Source organism: Achromobacter sp. MUI-25009338 (assembly GCF_057359325.1).
Genome location: NZ_CM170627.1, coordinates 253,066 through 275,680 on the forward strand (window position 1 = coordinate 253,066; position 22,615 = coordinate 275,680).

Consider the following 22,615-nt stretch of genomic DNA (forward strand, 5'->3'; position numbering starts at 1 on the left):
TGTCGATGAGCAACGAGGACAGGATCAAGGGATGGCGCTCGCGCCGTAAAAGCAGCGACTACGCAGTAGGGTCCGGCGCCGCGGTCTGGCGCCTGGACCCGGCCGCGCTGTTCGAGGCCCAGGCCAAACCGGACGTGCTGCTCAAGCCGCTGCTGGCGCGGCTGCAGGGCGAGCCGCACGATTCGGTGGCGGCCCGGCGTGCGGTGTACGAGGCCGTGCAGGCCGAGCTGGACGCGGAGATCGGGCGCAGCAAGGTCGACGAGACGCTGGCCGACTTTTCGCGGCGCCGCCTGCGCATCATCGTGCGCCTGCTGGAGCAGGACATACGCGAGGGCGTGGAGGTGTTCGCGCCCGGCTACATGCCGGCCAGGCTGGTAGCCGAGGACGCGCGCCTGGCCGCGGCGCACGCGCGGCGCGTGGAGCGGCGCAAGCAGGACGAGGCGCGCGAGGCGCGCCGCCATGCCTCGCGCAACGACATCGCGATGGAGATCGAGCTGTCGCCCGACGAGGCCGGCGATCTCGCGACGCTGCGCGAGCGCCTGCAAGTGCTGCACGAAGCGCCGCAGCCGACGGCCGCGCGCGGCCGGCCGGTGGGACGCACGCTGCTGGCGATGGTCATCTACCAGCTGCACGTCATGCACGGCGAGAGCCGCATCGCGCTGCTGTGGGCGCTGGTCGGGCCCGTGGTGCTGCTGACGCTGATTTCGTCGCTGTACATCCTGATGGGTACGCACTTCATCATGGGCATGGACGTGCAGACCTTCTCGCTGCTGGGAGCCACCACCTGGATCATGTTCCGCCAGGTCATCTTCAGAAGCAGCGCGGCCTACGTGTCGGCCCGCGGGCTGCTGAATTTCCAGGGGGTGACGCCGCTGATGTGCGCGCTGGTGCAGGCGATGATCTATGTATCGGTGTACCTGGTGGTGTTCGCGGTGCTGATCAGCGCCGGCCATGCGCTGGAGCTGATCACGCTGCCGCAGAGCTGGGCGGGCTTCGTGCTGTACGTGGTGCTGATGGGATGCTGCGGCTCGGCCATGGGCCTGCTGTTCGGCTCGATCGCGACCTTCTGGCCGTTCTATCTGCGGCTGGCGCCGGTGATCGAGCGCTTCCTGCAGATCTTCGCGGCCGTGTTCTTCGTGTCGGAACAGCTGCCCGAGCAGTTGCGCCCGTGGATGCTGTGGTCTCCGTTCGCCCACGGCATGCAACTGCTGCGCTCGGTCTATTTCGACGCCTACGAATCGCAGGACGCGAGCCTGGGCTACTTCCTGACGGCGCTGGTGTTCCTGTTCGTGGTCGCCCTGGCGGGCGAACGGCTGGCCCGCCCCAATGTCCAGCCGATGTGAGGCAAGACGATGATCCATCTCAATGGCGTGACCGACGAGCCTTATGCCTACGGAAGCCGGCAGCCGCTGCTGTCGCGCGCCACGCTCGACATTCCGGTGGGCCGCTACGCCCTGCTGTCGCCGGCGCCGGAAATGCACCGCCAGCTCGTGGACCTGCTGTGCAATCTGCGGCCGCCGCGCCAGGGCTTCGTCAAGCACGACGGCAACGTTTCGTGGGCGATAGGCCGCCAGGGCTTCATCCGCGGCAAGGCCAGCGGCCTGAGCATGATCGACTTCGTATGCGAGATGTACGAACTGGACGCCGACGCCACCTACGAACTGGTCGCCGACCTGGTCAGCGACCCGAAGTTCCTGGCCAGGCCCATGGAGCACTGGCCGCTCTACGCGCGGCAGGAGTTTTCGTTCGCGCTGGCGCTGGCGCCGGCGTTCGACGTCTACGTGATCGAGGGGTCCATTCCCTTCGAACCCTGCCGTTTCACCCGGCTGTGGCTGGCGCTGTTCGAAGAGCGGCTGGTCGGCCGGACACTCATTTTCTCCAGTTACCGCCAGAACCAGCTGGCGGACTACTGCTACAAAGGCTTGATTTATGAACGAAGCGCCCTCCGCATCGAAGACGACCTCGACCAATGCCTCCAGAAGTACCCGCCGAGGCGATCAAGAGGCGACTCCGGCGGCGCAGGCGATGAGCTCCTCGCAGGAAACTTCGAGGAAAGCCAGTTCGGCTTCTGAAGGCGGCTCGGAGATCGCGCGCCGCCGCCGCGAGCGCGAGTCCGCGCTGCGCGAGCGCCGCCGCCACCGCTGGATCAACGCGGCCATCGTGGTCGCGCCGGTGGCGCTGGCGCTGGCCTACGTGCTGTTCGTCGCCACGCCGCGCTACGAGGCGGAGTCGCGCTTCTTCGTGCAGTCCGCCTCCGGCCAGCAGGGCGGCGGCGGGGCCGCCAGCCTGATCACCACGGGCAATATGGGCGGCATGCTGGGCGGTTTCGTCGACGGCTGGGCGGTCAGCGAGTTCCTCAAGTCGCGCGACTGCATGCGCCAGCTCGACCGCAAGGTGGGGCTGCGCCAGTTCCTGGCCAATTCCGGCCTGGACCCGCTGAACCGCCTGGACGAGGACTCCAGCGAGGACGAGCTGTACCGCGCATACCGGGCCGCGGTGCACGTCTCGTTCAACGCGCTGGAGCAGATCGACGTGCTGCGGGTGAGCGCGTTCTCGCCGCAGCACGCCGAAACCCTGTCCAAGGAACTCATCGTCCTGGCCGAGGAGTTCGTCAGCTCCATGAACGAGAAAGGCGTGGCCGACAAGCTGAAGGTCAGCGAAGAGTCGGTCAGGCTGGCCGAGAAAGAGGCGCTGGCCGCGCGCGAAGCCCTGACGGCCTGGCGCACCTCGCACGGCAATATCGATCCGACCGCTACCGTGTCGATGCTGCTTAACCTGTCCAGCCAGCTCGAAACCGAGCTGAGCAGCGCGCAGACCAATCTCGACAAGATCCGCGCGCTGGGCAACAAGGACCACTTCATGCTCAAGCCGGCCGAACTCCAGGTGGCGTCGCTGAAGAAGCGGCTGAAATCGGTGCGCCAGCGCCTGAGCGGCCAGGGCAATACCGAGGCGCAGCAGCTCAAGTCGTACGAGGCGCTGCGCAACACCCAGGCCTTCGCGGATTCGAACCTGACCCTGGCGCAGCAGTCGTACCAGCAGGCGATGACCGACACGCTGCGCCTGCAGCGCTATCTGTCCATCATCGCCCAGCCGGTGCCCACGGACCGGCCCAGCAGCCCGCGCACGGGGATTCTGCTGCTGCAGGCGCTGGCGCTGGGCTTCGTATTGATGTTCATCGCCCGTGTCGCGATGGCTTTGCTGAGGGGATTGCGTCATGGCTGAAGCGCTTATCGAACAACGCCGCGCGCAGGCCGACGCCACGGCGCGGCTGCGCGGCGTCATCCAGGAAATCCTCGGCGCGCCCGATCCGGCGCAGGAAATGGCCCGGCTCGATCCGGCGCTGGCGCAGACGGGCGAGGGCTGGCGCGACGTGCGCCGGCTGCTGGTCGCGCCGCTGGTGCGCGAGCGCCGGCTGGAACCGGCCATCGCCGCGCTGGAGCGGCTGGCGGCCGCCTATCCGGCGCGCGCCGACGACCGCCGCCTGCTGGCCAGCCTGCTGGCGCGCACCGAGCAATGGGACCGCGCCATCGCCGAGGCCGACGCGGCCGCCGCGATCGAACCCGACACCGCGGCGCTGCATGCCGCCCGCATTCAGCTGCGCGTGCAGGCCGGCCGCAAGGCCGAGGCCGCCGAGGTGGCCCGCGCCACCGTGGGCCTGGCGCAGCGCGACGCCGACGAAACCTACTGGTGGCTGCTGGCTTTCGTGCGCAACGGCGACGCGGCCGAGGCCGCCCGCATCGCCGCGGCGCTGGACCCCGACCAGCTGCCGAACGAGCGCGTGGCCACCGTGGCCCTGCGCGCCCTGCTCGACGACGAACGGGTGGAAGCCGCCATCATGCTGGGCGAGGCGGCGCTGAAGGCGGGCCTCGACAGCGCGCCGCTGCGCACCTCGCTCGGGCTGGCGCTGCTGCGCCGCGGCGGCGAGGACGACCGCAAGACGCACGCGCCGGCGCATTTCGAGGCGGGCCTGCAGGCCGCGCCCGCCGACGTCAGGCTGCTGACGCTGTACGGCGAGACCCTGCTGCGCGCCGGGCGCTACAAGGAGGCCGTCGCACCGCTCAAGCAGGCGCTGGACCTGGCGCCCGAGCTGGAGCAGACGCGCGCGCTGTACGCCCGCGCCCTGCGCTACACGCAGCAGTACGACGAGGCCGCCGACCAGATGCTGCACCTGGTGGAGAAATCGCCCGACAAGCAGATCTGGCAGCGCTCGGCCATCGGCGCGCTGTCGCAGGCGGGCCGCAAGCAGGAGGCCGAGGCGCTGTTCGAGCATTACGTCGCCCGCCGCAACCTGCAGCTGCCGCCCACCTTCGAGCAGGCCATGGCGCAGCTGGAGACGAAGCTCGACACCGCGCCGATTCCGCAGGCCCGGCTCGACTGGGCCTGGTCGCTGCGCGGCGACCAGAGCGTGGACCGCGCGCAATGGGAGCGCCGCGCGCGCTGGGGCCATCTGATGGACCATCTGCTGTTCGACTGGCTCGAATGCCGCGAGGACGACGTCGAGGACGCCATGCAGCTGCTGGGCGAACTCGACACCGGCGAGCGCTTTTTCGCGCCGCTGCTGGCGGCCGGCCGCGGCGTGGTGGTGGCCACCGCGCACGTGGGGCCGATGTATGCCGGTCTCATGGCGCTGGAGCTGCTGGGCATTCCGTCGCGCTGGCTGGCGACCGCGCCCAGCATCGCGCAGAGCAGCTATTCCGCCGCCCTGATCTCCACCGCCGACCAGACCGAGGCCCAGGTCGCCAAGGCCTGCATGCGCGCGCTGGGCTCGGGCTACGTGCTGTGCCTGGCGATAGACGGCGCGGCCAATCCGGCCGCCCCGCGCACCACCTTCGCGGGCCAGCAGGTCACCTACTCCGGTTTCGCCTCGCACCTCGCGCACCGCCTGGGCGTGCCTTCGGTGTTCTACGCGCCGCGCTGGGAGAACGGGCGCGTGGCCTATACGCTGGAGATGCTGCCTTCGGCCGCGCCCGGCGAGGACGCCGAGGCTTACGCGCAGCGCTGGCAGCAGGCCTATTTCGAACGGCTCAGGGAGCACCTGGCCGGCCCGCCGGAAGACCTGCGCCTGAGCGGCGGGATCTGGCGTCACGTCGCGGCCGCGGACCGATCGGCGCAACGATAGGGAGCGACACGCCATGAAGCCGATCTTGAGCGCGATGCGCGGCCTGCTGGTCCTGGCGCTGCTGTACGGCGGCACGGTCCAGGCCGCCGATTCCTGCGCGACGCCGGACGCGGACTGTCCGCTGGTCTCCGGGCTGCTGGCGCAGCGCGAAGGCTACGGCGCGCGCGCCACGGGCGGCCAGGGCGGACGCTGGATCGAGGTCACGTCGGACCGGGACGCCGGGCCGGGCACGCTGCGCGCGGCGCTCGCGCAGGCCAAGAAGGGACCAGCGTGGATACGCTTCGCGTCCGACATGACCATCGTGCTGGAATCGCAGCTGCGCGTGCCGTCCAATGTCACCATAGACGGGCGCGGCAGGCGCGTGGCGCTGATCGACGACGGGCTGGGCGTGTACGGCAGCCGCAACGTCATCCTCACGCACCTGACCATAGACGGCCGCCTGAAGCGGCTGACGCAGGCGGTGAACGTGGCCAACGGCAGCCGCGACGTATGGGTCGACCATCTCGACCTGTCGCGCATGTCGGACCGGCTGCTGAACGTGAAGAACGGCTCGACCGACGTCACGATCTCGTGGACCAAGTTCCATGATTCCAACAAGGTCATGCTGCTCAACAACATCACCTCCAAGAACCTGTTCCAGAACTACGGCCGCGATTCGATCGCGCGGGTCACGCTGCACCACAACTACTTCTTCAACACCGTGCAGCGCAATCCGCGCGGGCAGTTCGGCACCTTCCACCTGTACAACAACCTGCTGGAGAACTGGGACTTCTATGGCATGAGCTTCAGCCTGGAGGCCAAGGCCCTGATCGAGGGCAACATCTTCAGCAACGATACGCGGCGCAAGTGCGTGGAGCCCGAGTTCTACCCCACGGTGGAAGGCGTCAACGTGAACTACTGCCGCTATATCCCCATCGCCTCCGAACGCAGCGCGCTGCCGAACGGCGAATCGGACCGCGGCGCGTACGAGCGGCGCAAGGCGCAACACGGCTACACGCAGGACCACAAGGCCTTTCTGCGGCTGAAGGACAATCTGTACCTGGGCGACGCCAAGCCGGTGCTGCAGGATTACCGCCCCGAGGCCGCGCCGACGCCGCCATACTGCTACGGCTACGAGCGCGCCACGCCGGAGCTGGCAGAGAAGATCCGGCGGTACGCGGGCAATACCGGCGGCGACACGCCGTTGCCCGCAAGGCGCACCGGCGCGGATTGCGCCGACGCGCGGCGCTGAAGCAGGATTTCACTCTATCGGTATCCAGCGATGCCGGCGCCGCGTTCAACGGCGCGAATCGAGGCGCGCCGCGATGGCGTTCATCTGCTCGATCTCGCGCCGCTGCCCGGCGGCAATGTTCCTGCATAGCTCGATCAGTTCGGCGTCGGTCAGCGACGCCTGCCGGCACATGAGGATGGCGCCGGAATGGTGCGGGACCATCGAGGCGATGAACTGCCGGTCGTCGATCGCGGCCTGGCGGCGCGTGGCGGCGAACGACACGGCCGTCAGCACGAAGAACAGGCAGCCCAGCACGAGGTTCAGCGTCTTGCGCGGAAACATGCCGGGCATGGTCGCCAGCATGAAGATGCCCATGGGCGCCCACATGGTGACGGCCATGTAGAACATGTTCAGGTTGTTGCGGAAGTCGCGGCTGCCGTCGATCATCGAGAACATCACGAAGTACATGACGGCCAGGCCGAGCGCCATGTTGATCCAGAACTTCAGGTACGGCCGGCCGGCGTGGCTGTCGTGGGCGGAATCGGTTGGGCTGTGCTTCATGGCTGGGGGGTATCCGTCGGTGGCGGCCTACGGGTGCGACGCCAGCTCGCTCCAGCCGAATTCGGCGATGAAACCGGTGAGCAGGGCGGCGAGTTCGGCCGGCGCCTCGTCCGGGACGAAGTGGCCGGCGCGCGCGATGCGCGCCGTCTCGACCCGGGCAAAGCCCGCCTGCCGCAATCCGCTGGCATGGCTTTCGAGCGCGGCGGCGTCGTCGCCGCCCCGCACGTAAAGCAGGGGCACGGTGCAGGGGCCGGCGTCGGCGGCGTTGGCGGCGGCGTCTTCGTCGAACGCCCGATACCAGTCGAAGCCGGCGCTCAGGGCGTCGGGGCGCGCATAGGCGCGGCAATACGCCTGTCGGTTGCGCGCCGGCACGCCGCCCGCCGGGCCGCGCAGCGCCGTGTAGAAGAAATCGAAATACTCCGCGACGTGGTCGCGCACCAGTACTTCGGGCAGGTGTGGCACCCGGTGCAGGCCGAAATGCCATAGCGCCGGATCGGCGGCCACGCGCGTCCAGGGGGCTACGCCCGGCACCGACACGCCGATGATGGCGCCGCAGCTCAGCCGCGCGGGCTGCATGCGCATCAGCGCGTAGGCGATCATCCCGCCCACGTCGTGGCCGGCCACGCAGAACCGGTCGACCTGTAGGCGGTCGAGCGCTTGCAGCAGGATGGCGGCCAGGGCGCGCTTGTCGCCTCGCGGCGGACGTCCCGAAGAGGCGCCGACACCGGGCAGATCGGGCGCCAGTACCCGCAGGCCGCTCATGCGCGACATGAGCTCGAACCAGCAGCACGCGGATTGGGGCCATCCGTGCAGGACCAGCAAGGTGGCACCCTCGATTTTTCCGGAATCGTAGAAATGGACCGTCAGGTCGCCGACTTCGACATCGTGCTCGATCATGGCGCGGGCTCTTCAACAGCGGTGCCGGCGTGAGTCAGCAAGCGGCGTGCCGAAAGCCGCGCGCGCCCCGGCGAGGGCGCGCGTGCGGACGTATCGACGGGACGGGACACTAGGCGCCGCGCCGCCTGGCCGGCCGGCTGCGCGCCGGCGGCGGCCGGCGGATGCCGACCTCGGCTCTCCATCCGGCCTCCCAGGCTTCGACCTTGGCCCGCCATTTTTCGGGAGATTCGCCCGTGTGTCCGGGCATCGCATCCGCCCGGAAGTAGGGACAGTCCCAGAGGGTCAGCCCCTCGCGGGCGGCCCGCGCCCCTTGCTTTCGGATGTCGTCATACACCGCAGCACCTCCGTGGAAGTACAGGCCCGGGCTGGAAGTATGAAATTGACGGATATAAACCGCAATAGTATTGCCGCACGGGTATGCCGGGCAGCGCGGCTATCGGGGACGCTTGTCCGCGGGGCGGCGGATTCGGTAATCTGGCCTGCCGGTTCGGAGGATTCGACATGGCAGACACGCTTCCCGCCCTGCACGGCGGGTTCCTGGAAAAAGTCCGCGCGGCGGTGGCGGCGGACCCGCGCATGATCGCGCTGCTGGTCGGAGGCTCGTATATCCACGGCGGCCTGGACCCGTATTCGGACCTGGACTTCGTCATCGTCTGCGACGACGCCAGCTATGACGACGTCATGGCCTCGCGCCTGGCGTTCACCGAGCGCATCGGCGGGCTGCTTTCCGCGTTTACCGGCGAGCACGTGGGCGAGCCCAGGCTGCTGATCTGCCTGTACGGCCCGGAACTGCTGCACGTGGACCTGAAGTTCGTGACCGCGGCGGAGCTGCAGCGGCGGGTGGAGCGGCCGGCCGTGCTGTTCGCGCGCGACCGCCAGTGGATCGAGGCGCGGCTGGAGGCCGCGGCGATCGCATGGCCGGCCGCCACGCCCGAATGGTTCGAACGCAGGGCATGGATCTGGCTGCATTACGGCGCCGCCAAGCTGGCGCGCGGCGAATTGTTCGAAGCCATCGGCATCCTGGGCCTGCTGCGCGACCAGGTGCTGGGGCCCATGCTGCACCGCCGGGCCGGCGGGCCGCAGCGCGGCGTCAGGAAGATCGAGAGGCTGCCGCCGCCGGCCAGCGCGCGGCTGGCGGCCACCGTGGCCGCGCATGAGCGCGAGTCCGTGCGCGCGGCGCTGCTGGCCGCGATCGCGCTTTACGTCGACCTGCGAAGCGACGCGCCGCCGCGCGATCCCGTGCAGGCGATGCCGGACGCACTGCTCGATTACGTGAACCGGCACGCGCCGCCGGCGGCGCCATAGCCGCTATCGGTAGTGCTTGCGGCGCGCAGGCGGGCTGCGCATCAGCGCAAACAGCTCGCCCAGCGTGCCCACGCCCAGGTGCCGGAAAGCCCGGTAGCGGTACGTGGCCGCCGTGGTCTGCGCGATGCCGATGCGCGCGGCCGCCTCTTTGGTCGTCAGGCCGTCCAGGATGTGGGCGACCATCTGGCGCTCGCGATACGACAGCGTGGAAATGAGTTCCTGTTCCGAGGCGCGGGGCGTGAGCGATTGCGGAAACAGCGTCACGTGCCGCAGCACCGCGGCCGCCAGGATCGGCGCCTGCAGCGACAGCCAGTGCATGTCGGCCACGCTGTAGTCGGGATATGAATGGTTGCGGTACAGGCTGAGCGAGATCCGGTAGCCGTCGGGAAAGACGGACAGCAGCGACAGGCGCTCGCGGATGCCGGGCACGTCGTAGCAAAGCTGGCGGTAGCGCGCGTGGGTCACGTCGCTGGCGAACTGGTGCCCCATCCAGAACTGGCGTTCGCGGCCCGGCTTGCGCTTGGACAGCCACAGCGTGTTCGAGTCGAGCTGGTCGAAGCCCATCTGCATGTAGTCCACCGCCGTGATGGTGGCGATCTGGCCGATGGCGCTGGCGCTGGACAGCGCCTCCATGCGGCCGTTGCTCTTGAGCCCGAAGATGGTGCAGTGGCTGGCCGGCACGAAGTCTTCCAGGGATTCCAGCACCTGCGTGGCGAATGCGTGCGAGCCGATGGCTTCGATCAGGCGCAGGGCGAGCTGCGGACTGGCCGAAGCGGCGTTCGAGGACAGGCGGGTGACTTTCATGCTCGGGCTAGTACGTCGTATTTTTGTATGACATTTTAAGCGGCGGCAAGCCAGATAATTGTTCGACATCAATGTACGAAAAACCAGGGCTTGCCAATCGTGCCGCTTACACATATCGGACCTTTCACGTATCAACGCTATGCGCCGCGGATGCCCGCCGGCCTGGCCGGGCGCGACGAGCCCGGCCGGCACCCGGTGCTGATCGCGGGCGGCGGCCCGGTGGGCATGGCCGTCGCCCTCGGGCTGGCCCGCCGGGGCGTGGGCAGCGTGGTGATCGAGGCCGACGATTCCGTCTGCGAGGGCAGCCGCGCCGCCTGTATCTCCCGGCGCAGCCTGGAGATCCTGGACCGGCTGGGCGTGGTCGCGCGCTTCATGGAGAAGGGTCTGGCCTGGACCCGCGGGCGCAGCTTCTATGGCGACCGGGAGGTCTTCCGCTTCGACATGCCCACGGGCGAGGCGGACAAGTTCCCGCCCATGATCAACCTGCAGCAGTACTACATCGAACAGTACCTGCTCGACGAGATCGCCGCGGTGAACCGGAAGCGGCCGGGCACCATCGACTTCCGCTGGCAGAGCAGGATCACCGCGGTGCGGCAGGAGGCGGACGGGGTGGCCGTGACCGTCAGCAACCCGCTGGGCGACTACGACGCCCGGGCGGACTGGCTGGTGGCCTGCGACGGCGGCCAGAGCTTCGTGCGCAACAGCCTGGGCCTGGAACTCAAAGGCGTGGGATACCAGGGGCGCTACGCCATCGTCGACATCGAACTGCCCAGCAAGTCGCCCACCGAGCGCCGGGCCTGGTTCGATCCGCCCTGGGCGCGGGGCACCACGATACTGATGCACCGCCAGCCGGACGACATCTGGCGCGTCGATTACCAGCTGGCCGCCGGGCAGGACGCGGCCCAGGTGATGGAGCCCGCGCAGATCCGGGCGTTCGTGCAGAACCACCTGGACGCGATCGGCGAAGGCCACCTGCCGTGGACGCCGGTCTGGACTTCGATCTACCGCGCCGGCGCCATGACGCTGGACAGCTACCGCCACGGCAGCATCCTGTTCGCCGGCAACTCGGCCCACGCCATGCCGATCTTCGGCGTGCGCGGCCTGAATTCCGGCTTCGACGACGCCGACAACCTGGCCTGGAAACTGGCCGCGCGCATCCGCGGGCAGGCCGGCGACGCGCTGCTGGACAGCTATAGCCAGGAGCGCACCGAGGCGTTTCACGTCAACGCGGCCAGCGCCATGCGCAGCACCGAATTCATGTCGCCGCCGCACCGCGGCTTCGAGCTGATGCGCGAGGCCGCGCTGTCGCTGGCGGGCGCGCATCCGGGCATCGCGCGGCTGATCAACCCGCGCCAGACGCACGCCATCCACTACCAGTCCTCGGCGTTGTCGGCCGCGAGCGATGCGTTCGAGGCCGGTCCGCCGCCCGGCGCGCCGCTGGATGACGCGCCGGTGCGAGACGGGGTTTTCGTCACGGATCTGCTGGCCGGCGACGCGTTCACGCTGCTGTGCTTCGGGCCCGAGCCGATGGCGCTGGCGCGGGACGCCGGCGCCGTGCCCTGTCGCGCGGTGGCGGCGCCGGTCTCCAGCCCCGCCGCGCGCGCCTATGGCGCAACCGAAGGAACCGCCTATCTCGTCCGGCCCGACGGCCATGTCTGTGCGCGCTGGCGGCGCGCCGACGCCGCCAGGGTGCAGGCCGCCATTGCCCAAGCATGCCAAATCCAGAGGAGTCCGTCGTGATGTTCGACGCCGCAGCGCAGGACCGCGTCTATACCTATTGCAGCAACGCGATCGGCCAGGCCGGCCGGGAGCGCGAGTCGCTGTTCCTGTCCAGGCTGGCCCTGCTGCTGTTCGAGCGGCTGGGCGACGAGGCGGCCTGCAAGGCCGCCATCGACGCCGCCTTGAAAGACCTGCCGCAGCCGTCGCTGTCGGCAGGCTGAGTCCAAGAAAAACACCGGGGGAGAACCATCCATGAATCGTCGTCACGTACTCAAGCTGCTCGCCGCCAGCGCCCTGGCGGGGCCGGCCTGCGCCGCCGCCCAGGGCGCCTATCCGGACCGCCTCATCAAGTGGGTGGTGCCTTATCCGGCCGGCGGCGGCACCGACAATCTGGCGCGCGCGCTGGCCGAAAGCATGCGGCCCAAGCTGGGCCAGCAGCTCATGATCGACAACCGGCCGGGCGCCTCGACCAATATCGGCGCCGACCTGGTGGCCCGGTCCAAGCCTGACGGCTACACCATCATGTCGGCCGACAACGCGCTGCTGTTCTTCAACGAGCACCTGTTCAAGAAGCTTGCGTTCAGCCCCGAGAACGACTTCACGTACGTCGGCGCCATTGGCCGCTTTCCGCTGCTGCTGGTGGTCCATCCCGACTTCCCGGCGCGCAGCCTGGCCGAGTTTCTGGCCTACGTGCGCGCCAACCCGGGCAAGGTCGACTTCGCCTCGGTCAGCAACGGCTCGCCGCATCACCTGGCCATGGAACTGTTCAAGAGCCGCACCGGCACGGACCTGACGCACGTGCCCTTCGCGGGCGCCGCGCCCGCCATACAGAGCCTGCTGGGCAACCACGTGCCCGTCATGTTCCTGGATCTCGCGTCCGGCATTTCCTACATCAAGTCCGGACGGGTGCGCGCGCTGGCCATCGGCACCGCGCAGCGTTCGGCCGCCGTGCCGGACGTGCCCACGCTGGCGGAGCAGGGCGTCAACGACGTCGAGGTCTTCGCCCTGCAAGGCGTGCTGGGTCCGGCCGGCATGCCGGCCGAGGTCGTCGCGCTGCTGAACCGGCAGCTCAACGCGGCGCTGGGCGATCCGAACGTGCTGCAGCGCTTCAGCGATTTCGGCTTCGAGCCGCTGCCCAGCACGCCCGAAAAATTCAAGGCCCTGGCCCGCGCGGAGTCCCTCAAATGGGGGGCGGTCATCCGCCAGGCCAACATCGTTCTGGACTGATCCAGAAAGGAGTACGACATGAACTCGCCCCGTCCCGTACACGGTCTGCACCACTTCGCCTGGCGCTGCAAGAACGCCGAGGAAACCCGTCACTTCTACGAAGACATCCTGGGCCTGCCGCTGGTGCACGTCATCAAGAAGGACCACGTGCCCAGCACGGGCGACTATTGCCCGTACGTCCACATCTTCTTCCGCATGGCCGACGGCTCGCACATCGCCTTCTTCGACCTGGGCGACGACACCGCCGCGCTGCCTTCGCCCAACACGCCGTCCTGGGTCAACCACATGGCGCTGCGCGTCGACAGCATGGATGACCTGGTGGCGATGAAGGCCAGGCTGGAAGCGCACGGCATCGAGGTGCTGGGCGTGACCGACCACGACGGCTACATCGAATCCGTCTACTTCTTCGATCCCAACGGCTTCCGCCTGGAGCTGACGGTGGAGGTGGCGCCGGCCGAGGTCGTCGCCGGCTTCGCCAAGACCGCCCACCAGACGCTGCGCGCATGGACCGACACCCAATCCGGCCGGACCGCCGGCAAAGGAATGCAATGACGCTGTCCAACCTGCCTTTGCGTCTGGCGACGCGCAAGAACGGCGCCCGCGACGGCCAGCTGATGCTGGTCGACGCGGCCGGCCAGCACTGGACGGCCGCGCAGGCCGCTCCGACGCTGCAAGCGCTGCTGGATGATTTCGACGCGCTCGCGCCGCGGCTGCTCGCGCAAAGCGAGGCGCTGGACGCCGCCGGCTGGGCCGGCGCGCCGGCCTTCGAGGCGGCCGCCTGCATGGCGCCGCTGCCGCGCGCCTACCAGTGGGCCGACGCGTCCGTCTACCGCAATCACGCGCGCCTGATCTATCAATGGCGCAAGGAGCCCATTCCGCCGCGCTATGAAACCGAGCCGCTGGTCTACCAGGGCGGCTCCGACGTCATGCTGGGCGCCCAGGACGACATCGAGGCCGTCGACGAGGCGCACCAGATCGACCTCGAAGCCGAGGTCGCCGTCATCACCAAGGACGTGCCCATGGGCGTCAGCGTCGAGCAGGCCGAGCAATGCATCGCGCTGGTGGTGCTGCTCAACGACGTGTCCCTGCGCGGCCTGATTCCCGACGAACTGTCCAAGGGTTTCGGCTTCTACCAGAGCAAGCCCGCCACCAGCTTCGCGCCCATCGCGCTCACGCCGGCGGCGCTGGGCGCGCTGTGGAAAGACAGCATGCCCAACTTCCGCGTCCACATCTCGATCAACGGCGTGGCTTTCGGCCAGCCCCATTCGAACGTGGAGACCATCTTCAACTTCTCGCAGGTCATCGCGCACCTGGCCCGCACGCGGGCGCTGGGCGCGGGCAGCATCATCGGCCTGGGCACCATCAGCAACGAGGACCCGGCCGCCGGCAGCGCCTGCATCACCGAGGCCCGCGTGCGCCAGATCCTGGACGGCGCGCCGGAACAAGACCTGCGCCCCTACCTGCGGCACGGGGACCGGGTCCGCATCGAGGCGCTGGACGGCAGGCAATCGCTGTTCGGCGCCATCGACCAGGCGGTGAAGGTGCGCGGCCGCTGAGGCCGGCGGCAGACGCGGCGCGGGGCAGGCCCCGCGCCGCTATATTTTCAGGCGCCGCGCGTTGAGTTCCTCGGCCGTGTGCTTCACGCCGCTCATGGCGGCATGTTCATTGGCGAACACGCGATCGCCCGTGCCGATCTGCGTCCAGCTCTTGTGGGGCGAGGTGCGCACCCACACGTTCCAGCCCGGCCGCAACGAGACTTCGCACAGCTTGTACTCGAGACGGTAACCGTTGAGACTGATGACTCCGGTTCTCATTGTTTTTCCTCCTGTACGGCGCCCCGCCCGTCACAGGCCGGCCCGCGCGCGGCGCGGACTGCGGGCCTCCAAAGGGCTGAGGTGCTTGCCACTGCTGCCGTGGACCCGGGTCACTTCATAGACCTCGAGCCCATCGTCCATCCACCTGCGGACTTCGCTGATCACATCGGTGAAGACGGGCCTGGGACCGTCCAGAATCCAGCCGATGATGAGCGCCTGCTTGTCGTGTTCCTGTTCACTGGCCCTGTGCATTTCTTCTTTCCTTTTTTGGCAGCTTCAGGGCCAGCCTAGTCAGGCAAATAACCAGGCGCTATTAGAAAATCGCTTCAAATCCGACATTGTGTATGGGCGGGCCTTGGGGCCTACGGCGATTGCGGGGAAAACGCTGAAAATTGTCCTCACATGATTTGGTGAAAGTTTCGGTTCCAGTACTTGGAACACGCCACAGATACGCCGATATCCGGCCCGCAGGGGCTTCGAATCAGTCGGAATACGAGGTAGCGCCGCGCGCGGCGACCTTGCGGCCGGCGGCCGGCTCGGCGGACACGTCTATCTCGGGTTCGACCGACATGCCCACGCGCAGGCGCGCGGCCTGCGGCTGGTCCGCGTCCAGGCGTATGCGGGCGGTCAGGCGCTGCACGATCTTGGTGAAGTTGCCGGTGGCGTTCTGCGGGCCCAGCGGGGCATAACTGGCGTTGCTGGCCGGCGCCAGGCTGTCGACTGTGCCGCGCAGCGTGACGCCGGGCAACGCGTCCACGCGGATCTTCACCGGCTGGCCGGGGCGCACGCGCGCGAGCTGGGTTTCGCGGTAATTGGCTTCGATGTAGACCGCGTCCAGCGGCACGATCGCGGCCACGGGCTTGCCCGTGGCGATGAAGGCCCCCACGCGCAGCGCGCGCTGGCCCACGGTGCCCGCGATCGGGGCGGTGATGCGCGTATACGAGAGATTCAGTTCCGCGGCGGCCTCTTCGGCCTTCGTCTGCGCCAGCGCGGCCCGCGCCTTGCGCAGTTCGGCGCGCAGGATGTCGAGCTGGCGCAGCGCGGCCTGATGGGCGGCCCGGTCCTTTTCCAGATTGGCGCCGTGGATGGTGGCCTGGGCCTGCGCGCGCTGCAGCGCCTGCACGGTGCCGGCGCCGTCCGCCGCCAGATTGCGGTAGCGCGCCAGATCGGCCCGGGCCAGGCGCAGGGATGCGCTGTCGGCCGTGACGGTGGCCTGCGCCCGTTCGATCTCGTTTTCCTGGCGGGCGATCTGGGCGTCCAGGCTGTCGATCACGGCCTGCGCGCTGGAGACCCTGGCGCGGGCGTGCTCCAGCGCGATGGCGAAGTCGCGGTCATCGATCACCGCCAGCAGCTGTCCCGGCTCCACGCGCTGGTTGTCCTCGACCAGCACTTCGGCGACGCGGCCCGAGACCTGCGGCGCGACCTGGGTGAAGTCGGCGCGCACATAGGCGTAGTCGGTCGATTGCAGGTCCGACGTGCTTTCCGGACGGTTGATGTAGAAAAGCGCGGCGACGACGGTGACGGCGAGCAGGGCGCCGACGGCGGTCTTGCCGGTCTTGAGCTGAGGCATAGGTTCATCCATGAGAAGTAGTAGCGGGTTGCGGCGCCGGGATGTATTGCAGGCGCAGCACCAGGGGAATCATCAGAACGGCCAGCAGGCCCAGCGCCAGATAGGCGTCGGACGTGGCCAGCACGAAGGCCTGCTCGTGCAATGCGGAGGCGATGCGGGCCGGCTCGATCAGCTGCGTCCAGCCGCCATGCAGCAGGCCCGGGCTGTCGAGCAGGATGTCCGCGTGGAAGCGCTCGCGCACCACCGTGAGCTGGCCGATGGCCGCGCTGCCGGCCAGGGTGCCGAACACCCGCAGCGCATTGATGGTGCCCGACACGTAGGGGCCTTCGGGCGGCTGCACCACGCTGGTGGCCAGGAACAGCAGGGACACCACCGCCATGGGCTGGCCCAGCGCCTGCAGCGTCTGCACCACGATGAACTGCTGCCAGACCCAGTCCGCCGTCAGGCGCGATCCGAGCAGGCAGGCCGCGGCGATCAGTGCCAGTCCCAGCGCGAACACGACGCGCGCGTCGACCCACTTGCGGTACAGCAGCGCGGCCACGCAGGGGCCGAGCAGCAATTGCGGCAGGCCGATGATCAGGCCGATGGGCGCGCTTTGCAGCGACCGGTAGCCCCAGACGCGGCCGAGATAGGCGGACGGCACCGACGAGCCGGACAGCATCACGATCAGCAGGCACACGAACACCGTGAATCCCAGGCCCAGGTTGCGCCGGCCCAGCAGCTGCAGCTTGACGAAGGGTTCGGGGTGGCGCCATTCGCTCACCAGATAGGCCGCGGTGAAGACCAGGCCCACGGCCAGCGCCGCCGTGATCAGGCGCGACTCGAACCAGTCCAGCCGCACGCCCTGGTCCAGCGCCACCGTGACCAGGATCAGCCCGATCACGCCCATGGCCATGCCGGGCCAGTTGGCGCGCTTGAAGCGCTCGGCCTGCGACGGGGCGTCCGGCAGGCCCCAGCCCACCAGCGCGCCGGCCAGCAGCAGCAGCGGGATCGCCTGCCAGTAGACCAGGCGCAGGTCCGTCAGGCTGTCGGTCCACAGGCCGGTGAGCCAAGTCGAGACGTTGGGCGCGAAGGTGGCGGTCATGGCGTAGAGCGCAAGCCCGTGCAGCCGGATCGGCGCGGGCAGGAACTTCAGCGCGGCCATCATCAGCACGGGAATCAGCGCGCCGCCGGCCAGGCCCTGCAGCCCGCGCAGCGCCAGCAGCAGCGGCAGGCTGTGGACGAACGGCAGCACCAGCGCGATCAGCGCGCACAGGCCCACCATGCCCAGGTGGAAGCGGCGCAGCGACAGCGTGATGGCGAACCACGAGGCGAACGGCATGGCGACCAGCTCGCCCGCCGCATAGACCGTGTGGAGCCAGGAGGCGTCGTCCAGCCCCTGGCCCAGCGCGCCGCGGATGTCGGCCAGGGCCAGCGCGCCGACGCGGTTGTTCAGGCCGGCCGTCATCGCGGCCAGGAAGATGCCGGTCAGCGCGACCAGCGGGCGCGCGCGGCGTTCGGGGGCGGCCGGGGCGGCCGCTGCGTGCGCGCTCACCGGACCTCCCCGCTGTCTTGCGCGGCCGCGTCCCAGCCGCCGCCCAGCGCCTTGTACAGGGCCACCACCGTCAAGGTGGAGCGGGTCGCGCTATGGGTCAGCGCCAGCTGGCTGTCGAGCAGGTTGCGCTGTCCGACCAGCACCGGCAGATAGTCCGCCGCGCCCTGTTTGTAGGCGGCCTCGGACGCGCGCAGGGCGCGCAGATTGTGTTCGTAGGCGTGCCGCAGTTCGACGTGGCGGCGCTGTTGCGCGGCCCAGGCGTTGAGCGCGTCGTCGACCTCGTGCCAGGCGCGCAGCACCGTGCGCTGGAAGTCGATGGCGGCTTCCTGCTGGCGCGCCTCGGTGAGCGCCAGGGTGCTGCGCAGCCTGCCGCCCTCGAAAATGGGCAGGTACAGCGTCGGCCCGACGGTGAACTGGCGCGAAGCCCAGTTGCTCAGGTCGCTGCCGTGGAAGGATTCGAGGCCCAGGCCGCCGCCCAGCGTCAGGCGTGGATAGAAGTCCGCCGTGGCCACGCCGACCGCGGCCGTGGCCGCCTGCAGGCGCGCCTGGGTGCGCTGGATGTCGGGGCGGCGGCGCGCCAGTTCCGACGGCAGGCCCACCGGCACCGCCTGCGGCGGATCGGGCAGCTTGCGGGCCGGTCCGAGTTCGGCGTCGAGCTCGCGCGGCGCCAGCCCCAGCAGCAAGGCCAGCGCGTTCATGTGCGCGTCGCGCTGCTCGGCCAGCTCGGGCTGCAGCGCGCGCACCGTGGCCAGCTGGGCGCTGGCCGCGGCGGTGTCGAACTGCGTCGCCACGCCGTTGCGCGCGCGGCTTTCGGCCAGGCGCAGCGCGTGCTCGGCGATCTTCTCGTTCTGCCGCGCGATATCGATCTGCGCCTGGATGCCGCGCAGCTGCAGGTAATTGCGGGCGATCTCGGCGGCCATGGCCACGCGCACGGCTTCCTGGTCGTACCAGGCGGCGGCGCGCTCGGCGCCGGCCTGTTCGCGCAGCTTGCGCGCATGTCCCCACAGGTCGATTTCCCACGAGGCGTCGAAGCCGGCCTGCCAGTAATCGTAGGGCGCTGACGGCGCGCCCAGCGCCACCATCTTGCCGTTCTCGCTGTCGGCCTGCCGCGCATACGAGCCGCCGACGCCGAGCCGCGGCAATTGCGCCGCGCCCGCGATGCCGAGCTTGGCCCGGCTCTGGGCCACGCGCGCCGCGGCGGCCTGCAGATCCAGGTTGGCCTGCGCGGCGCGGCGCTGCAGGCTGGACAGGATGGGATCGTCGAGCAGGTCCCACCAGGCGGCCGGCACCGGTTCGCGCCGCAGGGCGGCGGCAAGCGAGCCGGCGTCGCGCGGCTGCAGGGTCGCGGCGGCGGCGGGATCGGGCGGGGGCTGGAAGGCCGGCCCGACGGAGCAGCCTGTCAGTACCAGGCCGAGGAAGACGGCGGGCGTCCGGGTGCGGGAAAAACGGATCATGGGGCGGACGTAGCGCGGCGGCCGATCGCGCAGGCGGGCCGCCTTGGGGTTGGGAGAATGCAAGTATTCTCATTCTCTTTTAGGCTGGCGTCATTCCACGAAATGGCCAATGTATTTATCGATCCGGCCATCTCGGCACGGCTGGATCGATAAACAAACTGGCCATCGATAGTGATGACGCCATCGGGCCGCTGCCGTATCGTGGCCGCTATCGCCACCTGTCCGCGCCCCATGCAACCGCAAGAACTTCCCCACTCCTACGCCGAGCCGCACCGGATCGACCGGCCCGTGGTCGCGGCCAGCATCTCGCTGGTCACCGAAGGCGGCGAGTACCCCTCGCACAGCCATCGCAAGGCGCAGCTGCTCTACACCGTTTCCGGCGTCATCACGTGCCAGACCGAGCGCGGGGTCTGGATGGTGCCGCCCGGCTGCGCGGTATGGATTCCGGGCGGCATGATCCATCGCGCCACGCCGTCGGGAAAAGTCCGCGGCTATGCGTTGTTCGTCGAACCCGACGCCGTCGCGGGCCTGCCGCAGACGTGCTGCAGCCTCGCGGTGTCGGTGCTGCTGCAGGCCCTGATAGACCGGGCCTGCGCGCTGCCGCGGCTGTACCTGCCGGAAGGCCCCGAAGGGCGCATCATGGCCGTGCTGCTGGACGAACTGGTAGCCGCGCCGCTGGAGCAGCTGCATTTGCCGCGGCCCTCGGATGCGCGGCTGGTGAAGCTGGCCGACGCCATACTGGCCGATCCCGCCGACGCCGCCACGCTGCCGCAATGGGCGGCGCGCATCGGCATGAGCGAACGCAACATGAGCCGGCTGTTCCGCCAGCAGACCGGCATGAGCGTGGGGCGCTGGCGCCATCAATGGCATGTGATCGCGGGACTGCAGCGCCTGACCTCGGGGCTGTCGGTGCAGGCCGTGGCCTATGAGCTGGGCTATGACAGCGCCAGCGCTTTCGTGACGATGTTCAAGAAGGCGGTGGGCAAGCCGCCGGGCCGCTTCCTGGCCGAGCGCACGGGGCCTGCGTGAACGCGGATCGTTGACATCCAAACGTCCCCCTTTTTAATATAACAAGACAATTATTGTTTTATTAATCATTGCCTGGGGAGGGCGCCATGCCTGAGCAAGCGGGAAGCTGGGGGGATGTGCTCTCCGGCAGGAATCTGGCGCGCTCCGTCGCCCTGTCGGGCGGCGTCGCGCTGCATGCCATCAACATCTACATCGCCACCACCGTGCTGCCGTCGGTGGTGCGTGAAATCGGCGGCCTGGACCTGTACGCGTGGAACACGACGCTGTTCGTGGTGGCCTCGATCCTGGGCTCGGCGCTGACGGCCAAGCTGCTGGCCGCGGCCGGTTCGCGCGGCGCCTACGCGATCGCCGCGCTGTGCTTCATCGCGGGCAGCCTGGTCTGCGCGCTGGCGCCCAGCATGCCGTTGATGCTGTTCGGCCGCACCCTGCAAGGGCTGGGAGGCGGGTTCCTGTTCGCGCTCTGCTACGCCATGATCTACGAGGTGTTCGAGCCGCGGCTGTGGCCCAGGGCGATGGCGCTGATCTCGGGCATGTGGGGCGTGGCCACGCTGCTGGGGCCGGCGGTGGGCGGCGTGTTCGCGGAAATGGACGCCTGGCGGGCGGCGTTCGGCATGCTGGCGCCGGCCACGGTGCTGTACCTCCTGCTGGTCTGGCGCGTGATGCCGGCGCGCAACCGCGACGCCGCGGCCCGCGCCGGCAGGCTGCCGCTGGCGCAGTTGCTGTTGCTGACTGCGGCGGTGCTGGCTGTCAGCGTCGGCAGCGCCTCGCCGGACGCGCGCTGGAACTTCGCCGGCCTGGCGCTGGCGGCGGCGTTGGTCGCGCTGCTGGTGCGCAGGGAATTCACCAGCAAGACGCTGCTGCTGCCCAGGGGCGCGCTGCGCCTGGACTCGCCGCTGCTGGCCTTGTACCTGACCATCGGCCTGCTGGTGGTGGGCATGACCAGCGAAACCTTCGTGCCGTACTTCCTGCAGACCCTGCATGCGCAGACGCCGCTGGTGTCCGGCTACCTCGCCGCGCTGATGGCCGCGGGCTGGACCGTGTCGGAAATCTGGAGTTCGGGCTGGCAGGGCAGCGCCATCCGCCGCGCCATCGTCGCCGGCCCGGTATTGGTGCTGGCGGGCATGGTGGCGCTGGCGCTGAGCCTGCCGCTGCACGCGCAGGGCGATTGGCGGGTGCTGGGGTGGATCGGCCTGGGCCTGGCGCTGGTGGGTTTCGGCATCGGCTTGGGATGGCCGCACCTGCTGACGCGGATACTGCAGGTCTCGCCCGCCGACGACCAGGACGCCGCCGCCACGTCGATCACCACGGTGCAGCTTTTCGCCACCGCGCTGGGCTCGGCGCTGGCCGGCATGCTGGCCAACCTGGGCGGCTTGAACTCGCCCGGCGGAATCGCGGGAACCTCGGGCGCGGCGTGGTGGCTGTTCGCGGTGCTGGCGGCGGCGCCGCTGTTGGCGGTGTTCAGCGCGGCGGCTGCCGCCAGACCCCTTCAGGCAGCAGCTGAGCCTGCGCCTCATGCATCGTCCCGCCGGGCCCCGTTGTCTTGTTATCGAGAATAGAACAGTGCGATCGTTTTTTGACGGCTAGCGCGTTATTGATGCATTTCCTATGCTTGTCGCATGTTTCACGAGGGGGCCGATTCCTGCCCGCCCCATGACGAACCGAGGGCCCGTCGCGGGCCGCCAAGCACAGAGAGAACCGCATGAAGAAAACCTACGCCGCCTGTCTTGCCGCCGCCGTCGTGGCGCTGGGCAGCGTGACCGCCCAGGCCGCCCCGGTCGACTACCGGATCGACCCGACCCACACCGAGGTCGTGGTGACCTGGGACCACCTGGGCTTTTCCAAGCCCACCGCCCATGCCGGCGGCATCACCGGCGTGGTCCGCTACGACGCGGCCCGGCCGGCGAATTCCTCGGTCGACCTGCGCGTGCCGGTGCCGCAGTTCACGTCGCACGTGGCCAAGCTGGACGAGATGTTCCAGAGCGCCGAATTCTTCGAGGCCGCCAAGTATCCCGACATCCAGTTCAAGAGCACCTCGGTGACCGACCAGGGCGACGGCAGGCTGCAGATCAAGGGCGTGCTGCGCGTGAAGGGCGTCGAGAAGCCCGTGGTGCTGCAGGCGCGCCAGAACAAGCAGGGCGTGCATCCGATGCTGGAGCGCCCGGCCATCGGCTTCGACGCCACCACGACCCTCAAGCGCAGCGATTTCGGCGTGGACGCGTTCGCGCCGGCCGTCAGCGACGAGGTCCAGCTGCGCATCACCGTCGAGGCCGTCGCCGACGCGGCGCGCTGAGGCCCGGCGCGGGTCCGGGGTTATCGCGCAAGCGAAAAAAAAAAGGGGCCCGCGGCCCCTTTGCTATTACCTTGCCATTGCT

The 22,615-nt window shown here is 69.3% G+C and carries 23 protein-coding genes; 14 read left to right on the forward strand and 9 right to left on the reverse strand.

Translation table 11 applies throughout. From position 1 onward, the window contains the following. Positions 1 to 5 precede the first annotated feature (5 nt). From AC1IQ6_RS01165 to AC1IQ6_RS01185, 5 genes are all read left to right on the forward strand, one after another. Positions 6 to 1,343 (forward strand): ABC transporter permease, encoded by a 1,338-nt coding sequence (locus AC1IQ6_RS01165; RefSeq protein ID WP_102773113.1) that lies wholly within the window; start codon positions 6 to 8, stop codon positions 1,341 to 1,343. A gap of 9 nt (positions 1,344 to 1,352) precedes the next feature. After that, positions 1,353 to 2,072, forward strand: coding sequence for an ATPase (locus tag AC1IQ6_RS01170; RefSeq protein WP_102773114.1), 720 nt, complete (start codon positions 1,353 to 1,355; stop codon positions 2,070 to 2,072). Positions 2,073 to 2,193: 121 nt separating this feature from the next. After that, positions 2,194 to 3,222: a KpsE/RkpR family capsule polysaccharide export protein gene (locus AC1IQ6_RS01175; RefSeq protein ID WP_168202219.1), complete on the forward strand. Its 1,029-nt coding sequence runs from the start codon at positions 2,194 to 2,196 to the stop codon at positions 3,220 to 3,222. Beyond that, positions 3,215 to 5,119, forward strand: coding sequence for a CDC27 family protein (locus tag AC1IQ6_RS01180; protein WP_102773116.1), 1,905 nt, complete (start codon positions 3,215 to 3,217; stop codon positions 5,117 to 5,119). Before AC1IQ6_RS01175 ends, AC1IQ6_RS01180 begins: the two co-directional genes overlap by 8 nt. A gap of 13 nt (positions 5,120 to 5,132) precedes the next feature. After that, the gene (locus AC1IQ6_RS01185) at positions 5,133 to 6,350 is read left to right on the forward strand and encodes a pectate lyase family protein (RefSeq protein ID WP_485865678.1); all 1,218 of its coding nucleotides are present in this window, start codon (positions 5,133 to 5,135) and stop codon (positions 6,348 to 6,350) included. Positions 6,351 to 6,395: 45 nt separating this feature from the next. On the opposite strand, the gene AC1IQ6_RS01190 is transcribed toward AC1IQ6_RS01185, so the two are convergent. The 3 genes from AC1IQ6_RS01190 to AC1IQ6_RS01200 form a co-directional block, all read right to left on the reverse strand. Next, positions 6,396 to 6,890 (reverse strand): DUF305 domain-containing protein, encoded by a 495-nt coding sequence (locus AC1IQ6_RS01190; RefSeq protein ID WP_485865679.1) that lies wholly within the window; start codon positions 6,888 to 6,890, stop codon positions 6,396 to 6,398. Positions 6,891 to 6,917: 27 nt separating this feature from the next. Further along, on the reverse strand, positions 6,918 to 7,787 hold the full coding sequence (locus AC1IQ6_RS01195; RefSeq protein WP_485865680.1) for an alpha/beta fold hydrolase: 870 nt from the start codon (positions 7,785 to 7,787) through the stop codon (positions 6,918 to 6,920). 109 nt (positions 7,788 to 7,896) lie between these two features. Further along, positions 7,897 to 8,121 carry a CrpP-related protein gene (locus AC1IQ6_RS01200; protein WP_102773121.1) on the reverse strand — a complete coding sequence of 75 codons (225 nt, stop codon included), beginning with the start codon at positions 8,119 to 8,121 and terminating at the stop codon, positions 7,897 to 7,899. A 167-nt stretch (positions 8,122 to 8,288) separates the two neighbouring features. Between AC1IQ6_RS01200 and AC1IQ6_RS01205 the strand changes: the two genes are divergently transcribed. Further along, positions 8,289 to 9,092 carry a nucleotidyltransferase domain-containing protein gene (locus tag AC1IQ6_RS01205; protein ID WP_485865681.1) on the forward strand — a complete coding sequence of 268 codons (804 nt, stop codon included), beginning with the start codon at positions 8,289 to 8,291 and terminating at the stop codon, positions 9,090 to 9,092. Positions 9,093 to 9,095: 3 nt separating this feature from the next. Here AC1IQ6_RS01205 and AC1IQ6_RS01210 read toward each other — a convergent pair whose 3' ends face one another. Beyond that, positions 9,096 to 9,896, reverse strand: coding sequence for a LuxR C-terminal-related transcriptional regulator (locus tag AC1IQ6_RS01210; protein ID WP_102773123.1), 801 nt, complete (start codon positions 9,894 to 9,896; stop codon positions 9,096 to 9,098). Between the two features lie 150 nt (positions 9,897 to 10,046). Here AC1IQ6_RS01210 and AC1IQ6_RS01215 point away from each other — a divergent pair, with 150 nt between their 5' ends. Genes AC1IQ6_RS01215 through AC1IQ6_RS01235 form a run of 5 tightly spaced genes read left to right on the forward strand, consistent with a single transcriptional unit; the run spans position 10,047 to position 14,398 of the window. Continuing rightward, positions 10,047 to 11,636 (forward strand): FAD-dependent monooxygenase, encoded by a 1,590-nt coding sequence (locus tag AC1IQ6_RS01215; RefSeq protein ID WP_485865682.1) that lies wholly within the window; start codon positions 10,047 to 10,049, stop codon positions 11,634 to 11,636. Further along, complete coding sequence (locus AC1IQ6_RS01220; protein ID WP_102773125.1) at positions 11,636 to 11,836, forward strand: hypothetical protein; 201 nt, start codon at positions 11,636 to 11,638, stop codon at positions 11,834 to 11,836. Before AC1IQ6_RS01215 ends, AC1IQ6_RS01220 begins: the two co-directional genes overlap by 1 nt. Positions 11,837 to 11,867: 31 nt before the next feature. After that, positions 11,868 to 12,842: a Bug family tripartite tricarboxylate transporter substrate binding protein gene (locus AC1IQ6_RS01225; RefSeq protein WP_485865683.1), complete on the forward strand. Its 975-nt coding sequence runs from the start codon at positions 11,868 to 11,870 to the stop codon at positions 12,840 to 12,842. 18 nt (positions 12,843 to 12,860) lie between these two features. After that, a complete protein-coding gene (locus AC1IQ6_RS01230; protein WP_485865684.1) occupies positions 12,861 to 13,394 on the forward strand; it encodes a VOC family protein in 534 nt (177 codons plus the stop codon). A 17-nt stretch (positions 13,395 to 13,411) separates the two neighbouring features. Next, on the forward strand, positions 13,412 to 14,398 hold the full coding sequence (locus AC1IQ6_RS01235) for a fumarylacetoacetate hydrolase family protein (protein ID WP_485866542.1): 987 nt from the start codon (positions 13,412 to 13,414) through the stop codon (positions 14,396 to 14,398). Positions 14,399 to 14,437: 39 nt separating this feature from the next. Here AC1IQ6_RS01235 and AC1IQ6_RS01240 read toward each other — a convergent pair whose 3' ends face one another. The 5 genes from AC1IQ6_RS01240 to AC1IQ6_RS01260 all read right to left on the reverse strand — a co-directional run bounded on the left by AC1IQ6_RS01240 (position 14,438) and on the right by AC1IQ6_RS01260 (position 19,277). Continuing rightward, positions 14,438 to 14,656, reverse strand: a complete 219-nt coding sequence (locus tag AC1IQ6_RS01240; RefSeq protein WP_111826145.1) for a hypothetical protein — start codon at positions 14,654 to 14,656, stop codon at positions 14,438 to 14,440. A 30-nt stretch (positions 14,657 to 14,686) separates the two neighbouring features. Then, the gene (locus AC1IQ6_RS01245; protein WP_111826144.1) at positions 14,687 to 14,908 is read right to left on the reverse strand and encodes a hypothetical protein; all 222 of its coding nucleotides are present in this window, start codon (positions 14,906 to 14,908) and stop codon (positions 14,687 to 14,689) included. A 229-nt stretch (positions 14,909 to 15,137) separates the two neighbouring features. Beyond that, positions 15,138 to 16,226: an HlyD family secretion protein gene (locus tag AC1IQ6_RS01250; protein ID WP_485865685.1), complete on the reverse strand. Its 1,089-nt coding sequence runs from the start codon at positions 16,224 to 16,226 to the stop codon at positions 15,138 to 15,140. 4 nt (positions 16,227 to 16,230) lie between these two features. After that, positions 16,231 to 17,760: an MFS transporter gene (locus AC1IQ6_RS01255; RefSeq protein ID WP_485865686.1), complete on the reverse strand. Its 1,530-nt coding sequence runs from the start codon at positions 17,758 to 17,760 to the stop codon at positions 16,231 to 16,233. Further along, positions 17,757 to 19,277 (reverse strand): efflux transporter outer membrane subunit, encoded by a 1,521-nt coding sequence (locus AC1IQ6_RS01260; RefSeq protein ID WP_485865687.1) that lies wholly within the window; start codon positions 19,275 to 19,277, stop codon positions 17,757 to 17,759. Before AC1IQ6_RS01260 ends, AC1IQ6_RS01255 begins: the two co-directional genes overlap by 4 nt. Positions 19,278 to 19,445: 168 nt before the next feature. Between AC1IQ6_RS01260 and AC1IQ6_RS01265 the strand changes: the two genes are divergently transcribed. The 3 genes from AC1IQ6_RS01265 (at position 19,446) to AC1IQ6_RS01275 (ending at position 22,533) form a co-directional block, all read left to right on the forward strand. Then, positions 19,446 to 20,243: an AraC family transcriptional regulator gene (locus AC1IQ6_RS01265; protein WP_102773520.1), complete on the forward strand. Its 798-nt coding sequence runs from the start codon at positions 19,446 to 19,448 to the stop codon at positions 20,241 to 20,243. An 86-nt stretch (positions 20,244 to 20,329) separates the two neighbouring features. Then, a complete protein-coding gene (locus tag AC1IQ6_RS01270) occupies positions 20,330 to 21,799 on the forward strand; it encodes an MFS transporter (RefSeq protein ID WP_485865688.1) in 1,470 nt (489 codons plus the stop codon). A gap of 143 nt (positions 21,800 to 21,942) precedes the next feature. Continuing rightward, positions 21,943 to 22,533: a YceI family protein gene (locus AC1IQ6_RS01275; RefSeq protein ID WP_485865689.1), complete on the forward strand. Its 591-nt coding sequence runs from the start codon at positions 21,943 to 21,945 to the stop codon at positions 22,531 to 22,533. Positions 22,534 to 22,615: the final 82 nt, after the last annotated feature.

Excerpts from the sequence above, each read along its gene's own strand:
- AC1IQ6_RS01275 (WP_485865689.1), top strand. The coding sequence starts at position 21,943 with ATGAAGAAAACCTACGCCGCCTGTCTTGCCGCCGCCGTCGTGGCGCTG.
- AC1IQ6_RS01265 (WP_102773520.1), top strand. The coding sequence starts at position 19,446 with ATGCAACCGCAAGAACTTCCCCACTCCTACGCCGAGCCGCACCGGATC.
- AC1IQ6_RS01230 (WP_485865684.1), top strand. The coding sequence starts at position 12,861 with ATGAACTCGCCCCGTCCCGTACACGGTCTGCACCACTTCGCCTGGCGC.
- AC1IQ6_RS01190 (WP_485865679.1), bottom strand. The coding sequence starts at position 6,890 with ATGAAGCACAGCCCAACCGATTCCGCCCACGACAGCCACGCCGGCCGG.
- AC1IQ6_RS01220 (WP_102773125.1), top strand. The coding sequence starts at position 11,636 with ATGTTCGACGCCGCAGCGCAGGACCGCGTCTATACCTATTGCAGCAAC.
- AC1IQ6_RS01170 (WP_102773114.1), top strand. The coding sequence starts at position 1,353 with ATGATCCATCTCAATGGCGTGACCGACGAGCCTTATGCCTACGGAAGC.
- AC1IQ6_RS01185 (WP_485865678.1), top strand. The coding sequence starts at position 5,133 with ATGAAGCCGATCTTGAGCGCGATGCGCGGCCTGCTGGTCCTGGCGCTG.
- AC1IQ6_RS01180 (WP_102773116.1), top strand. The coding sequence starts at position 3,215 with ATGGCTGAAGCGCTTATCGAACAACGCCGCGCGCAGGCCGACGCCACG.
- AC1IQ6_RS01210 (WP_102773123.1), bottom strand. The coding sequence starts at position 9,896 with ATGAAAGTCACCCGCCTGTCCTCGAACGCCGCTTCGGCCAGTCCGCAG.
- AC1IQ6_RS01215 (WP_485865682.1), top strand. The coding sequence starts at position 10,047 with ATGCCCGCCGGCCTGGCCGGGCGCGACGAGCCCGGCCGGCACCCGGTG.
- AC1IQ6_RS01225 (WP_485865683.1), top strand. The coding sequence starts at position 11,868 with ATGAATCGTCGTCACGTACTCAAGCTGCTCGCCGCCAGCGCCCTGGCG.
- AC1IQ6_RS01195 (WP_485865680.1), bottom strand. The coding sequence starts at position 7,787 with ATGATCGAGCACGATGTCGAAGTCGGCGACCTGACGGTCCATTTCTAC.
- AC1IQ6_RS01250 (WP_485865685.1), bottom strand. The coding sequence starts at position 16,226 with ATGCCTCAGCTCAAGACCGGCAAGACCGCCGTCGGCGCCCTGCTCGCC.
- AC1IQ6_RS01205 (WP_485865681.1), top strand. The coding sequence starts at position 8,289 with ATGGCAGACACGCTTCCCGCCCTGCACGGCGGGTTCCTGGAAAAAGTC.
- AC1IQ6_RS01165 (WP_102773113.1), top strand. The coding sequence starts at position 6 with ATGAGCAACGAGGACAGGATCAAGGGATGGCGCTCGCGCCGTAAAAGC.
- AC1IQ6_RS01240 (WP_111826145.1), bottom strand. The coding sequence starts at position 14,656 with ATGAGAACCGGAGTCATCAGTCTCAACGGTTACCGTCTCGAGTACAAG.
- AC1IQ6_RS01245 (WP_111826144.1), bottom strand. The coding sequence starts at position 14,908 with ATGCACAGGGCCAGTGAACAGGAACACGACAAGCAGGCGCTCATCATC.
- AC1IQ6_RS01270 (WP_485865688.1), top strand. The coding sequence starts at position 20,330 with ATGCCTGAGCAAGCGGGAAGCTGGGGGGATGTGCTCTCCGGCAGGAAT.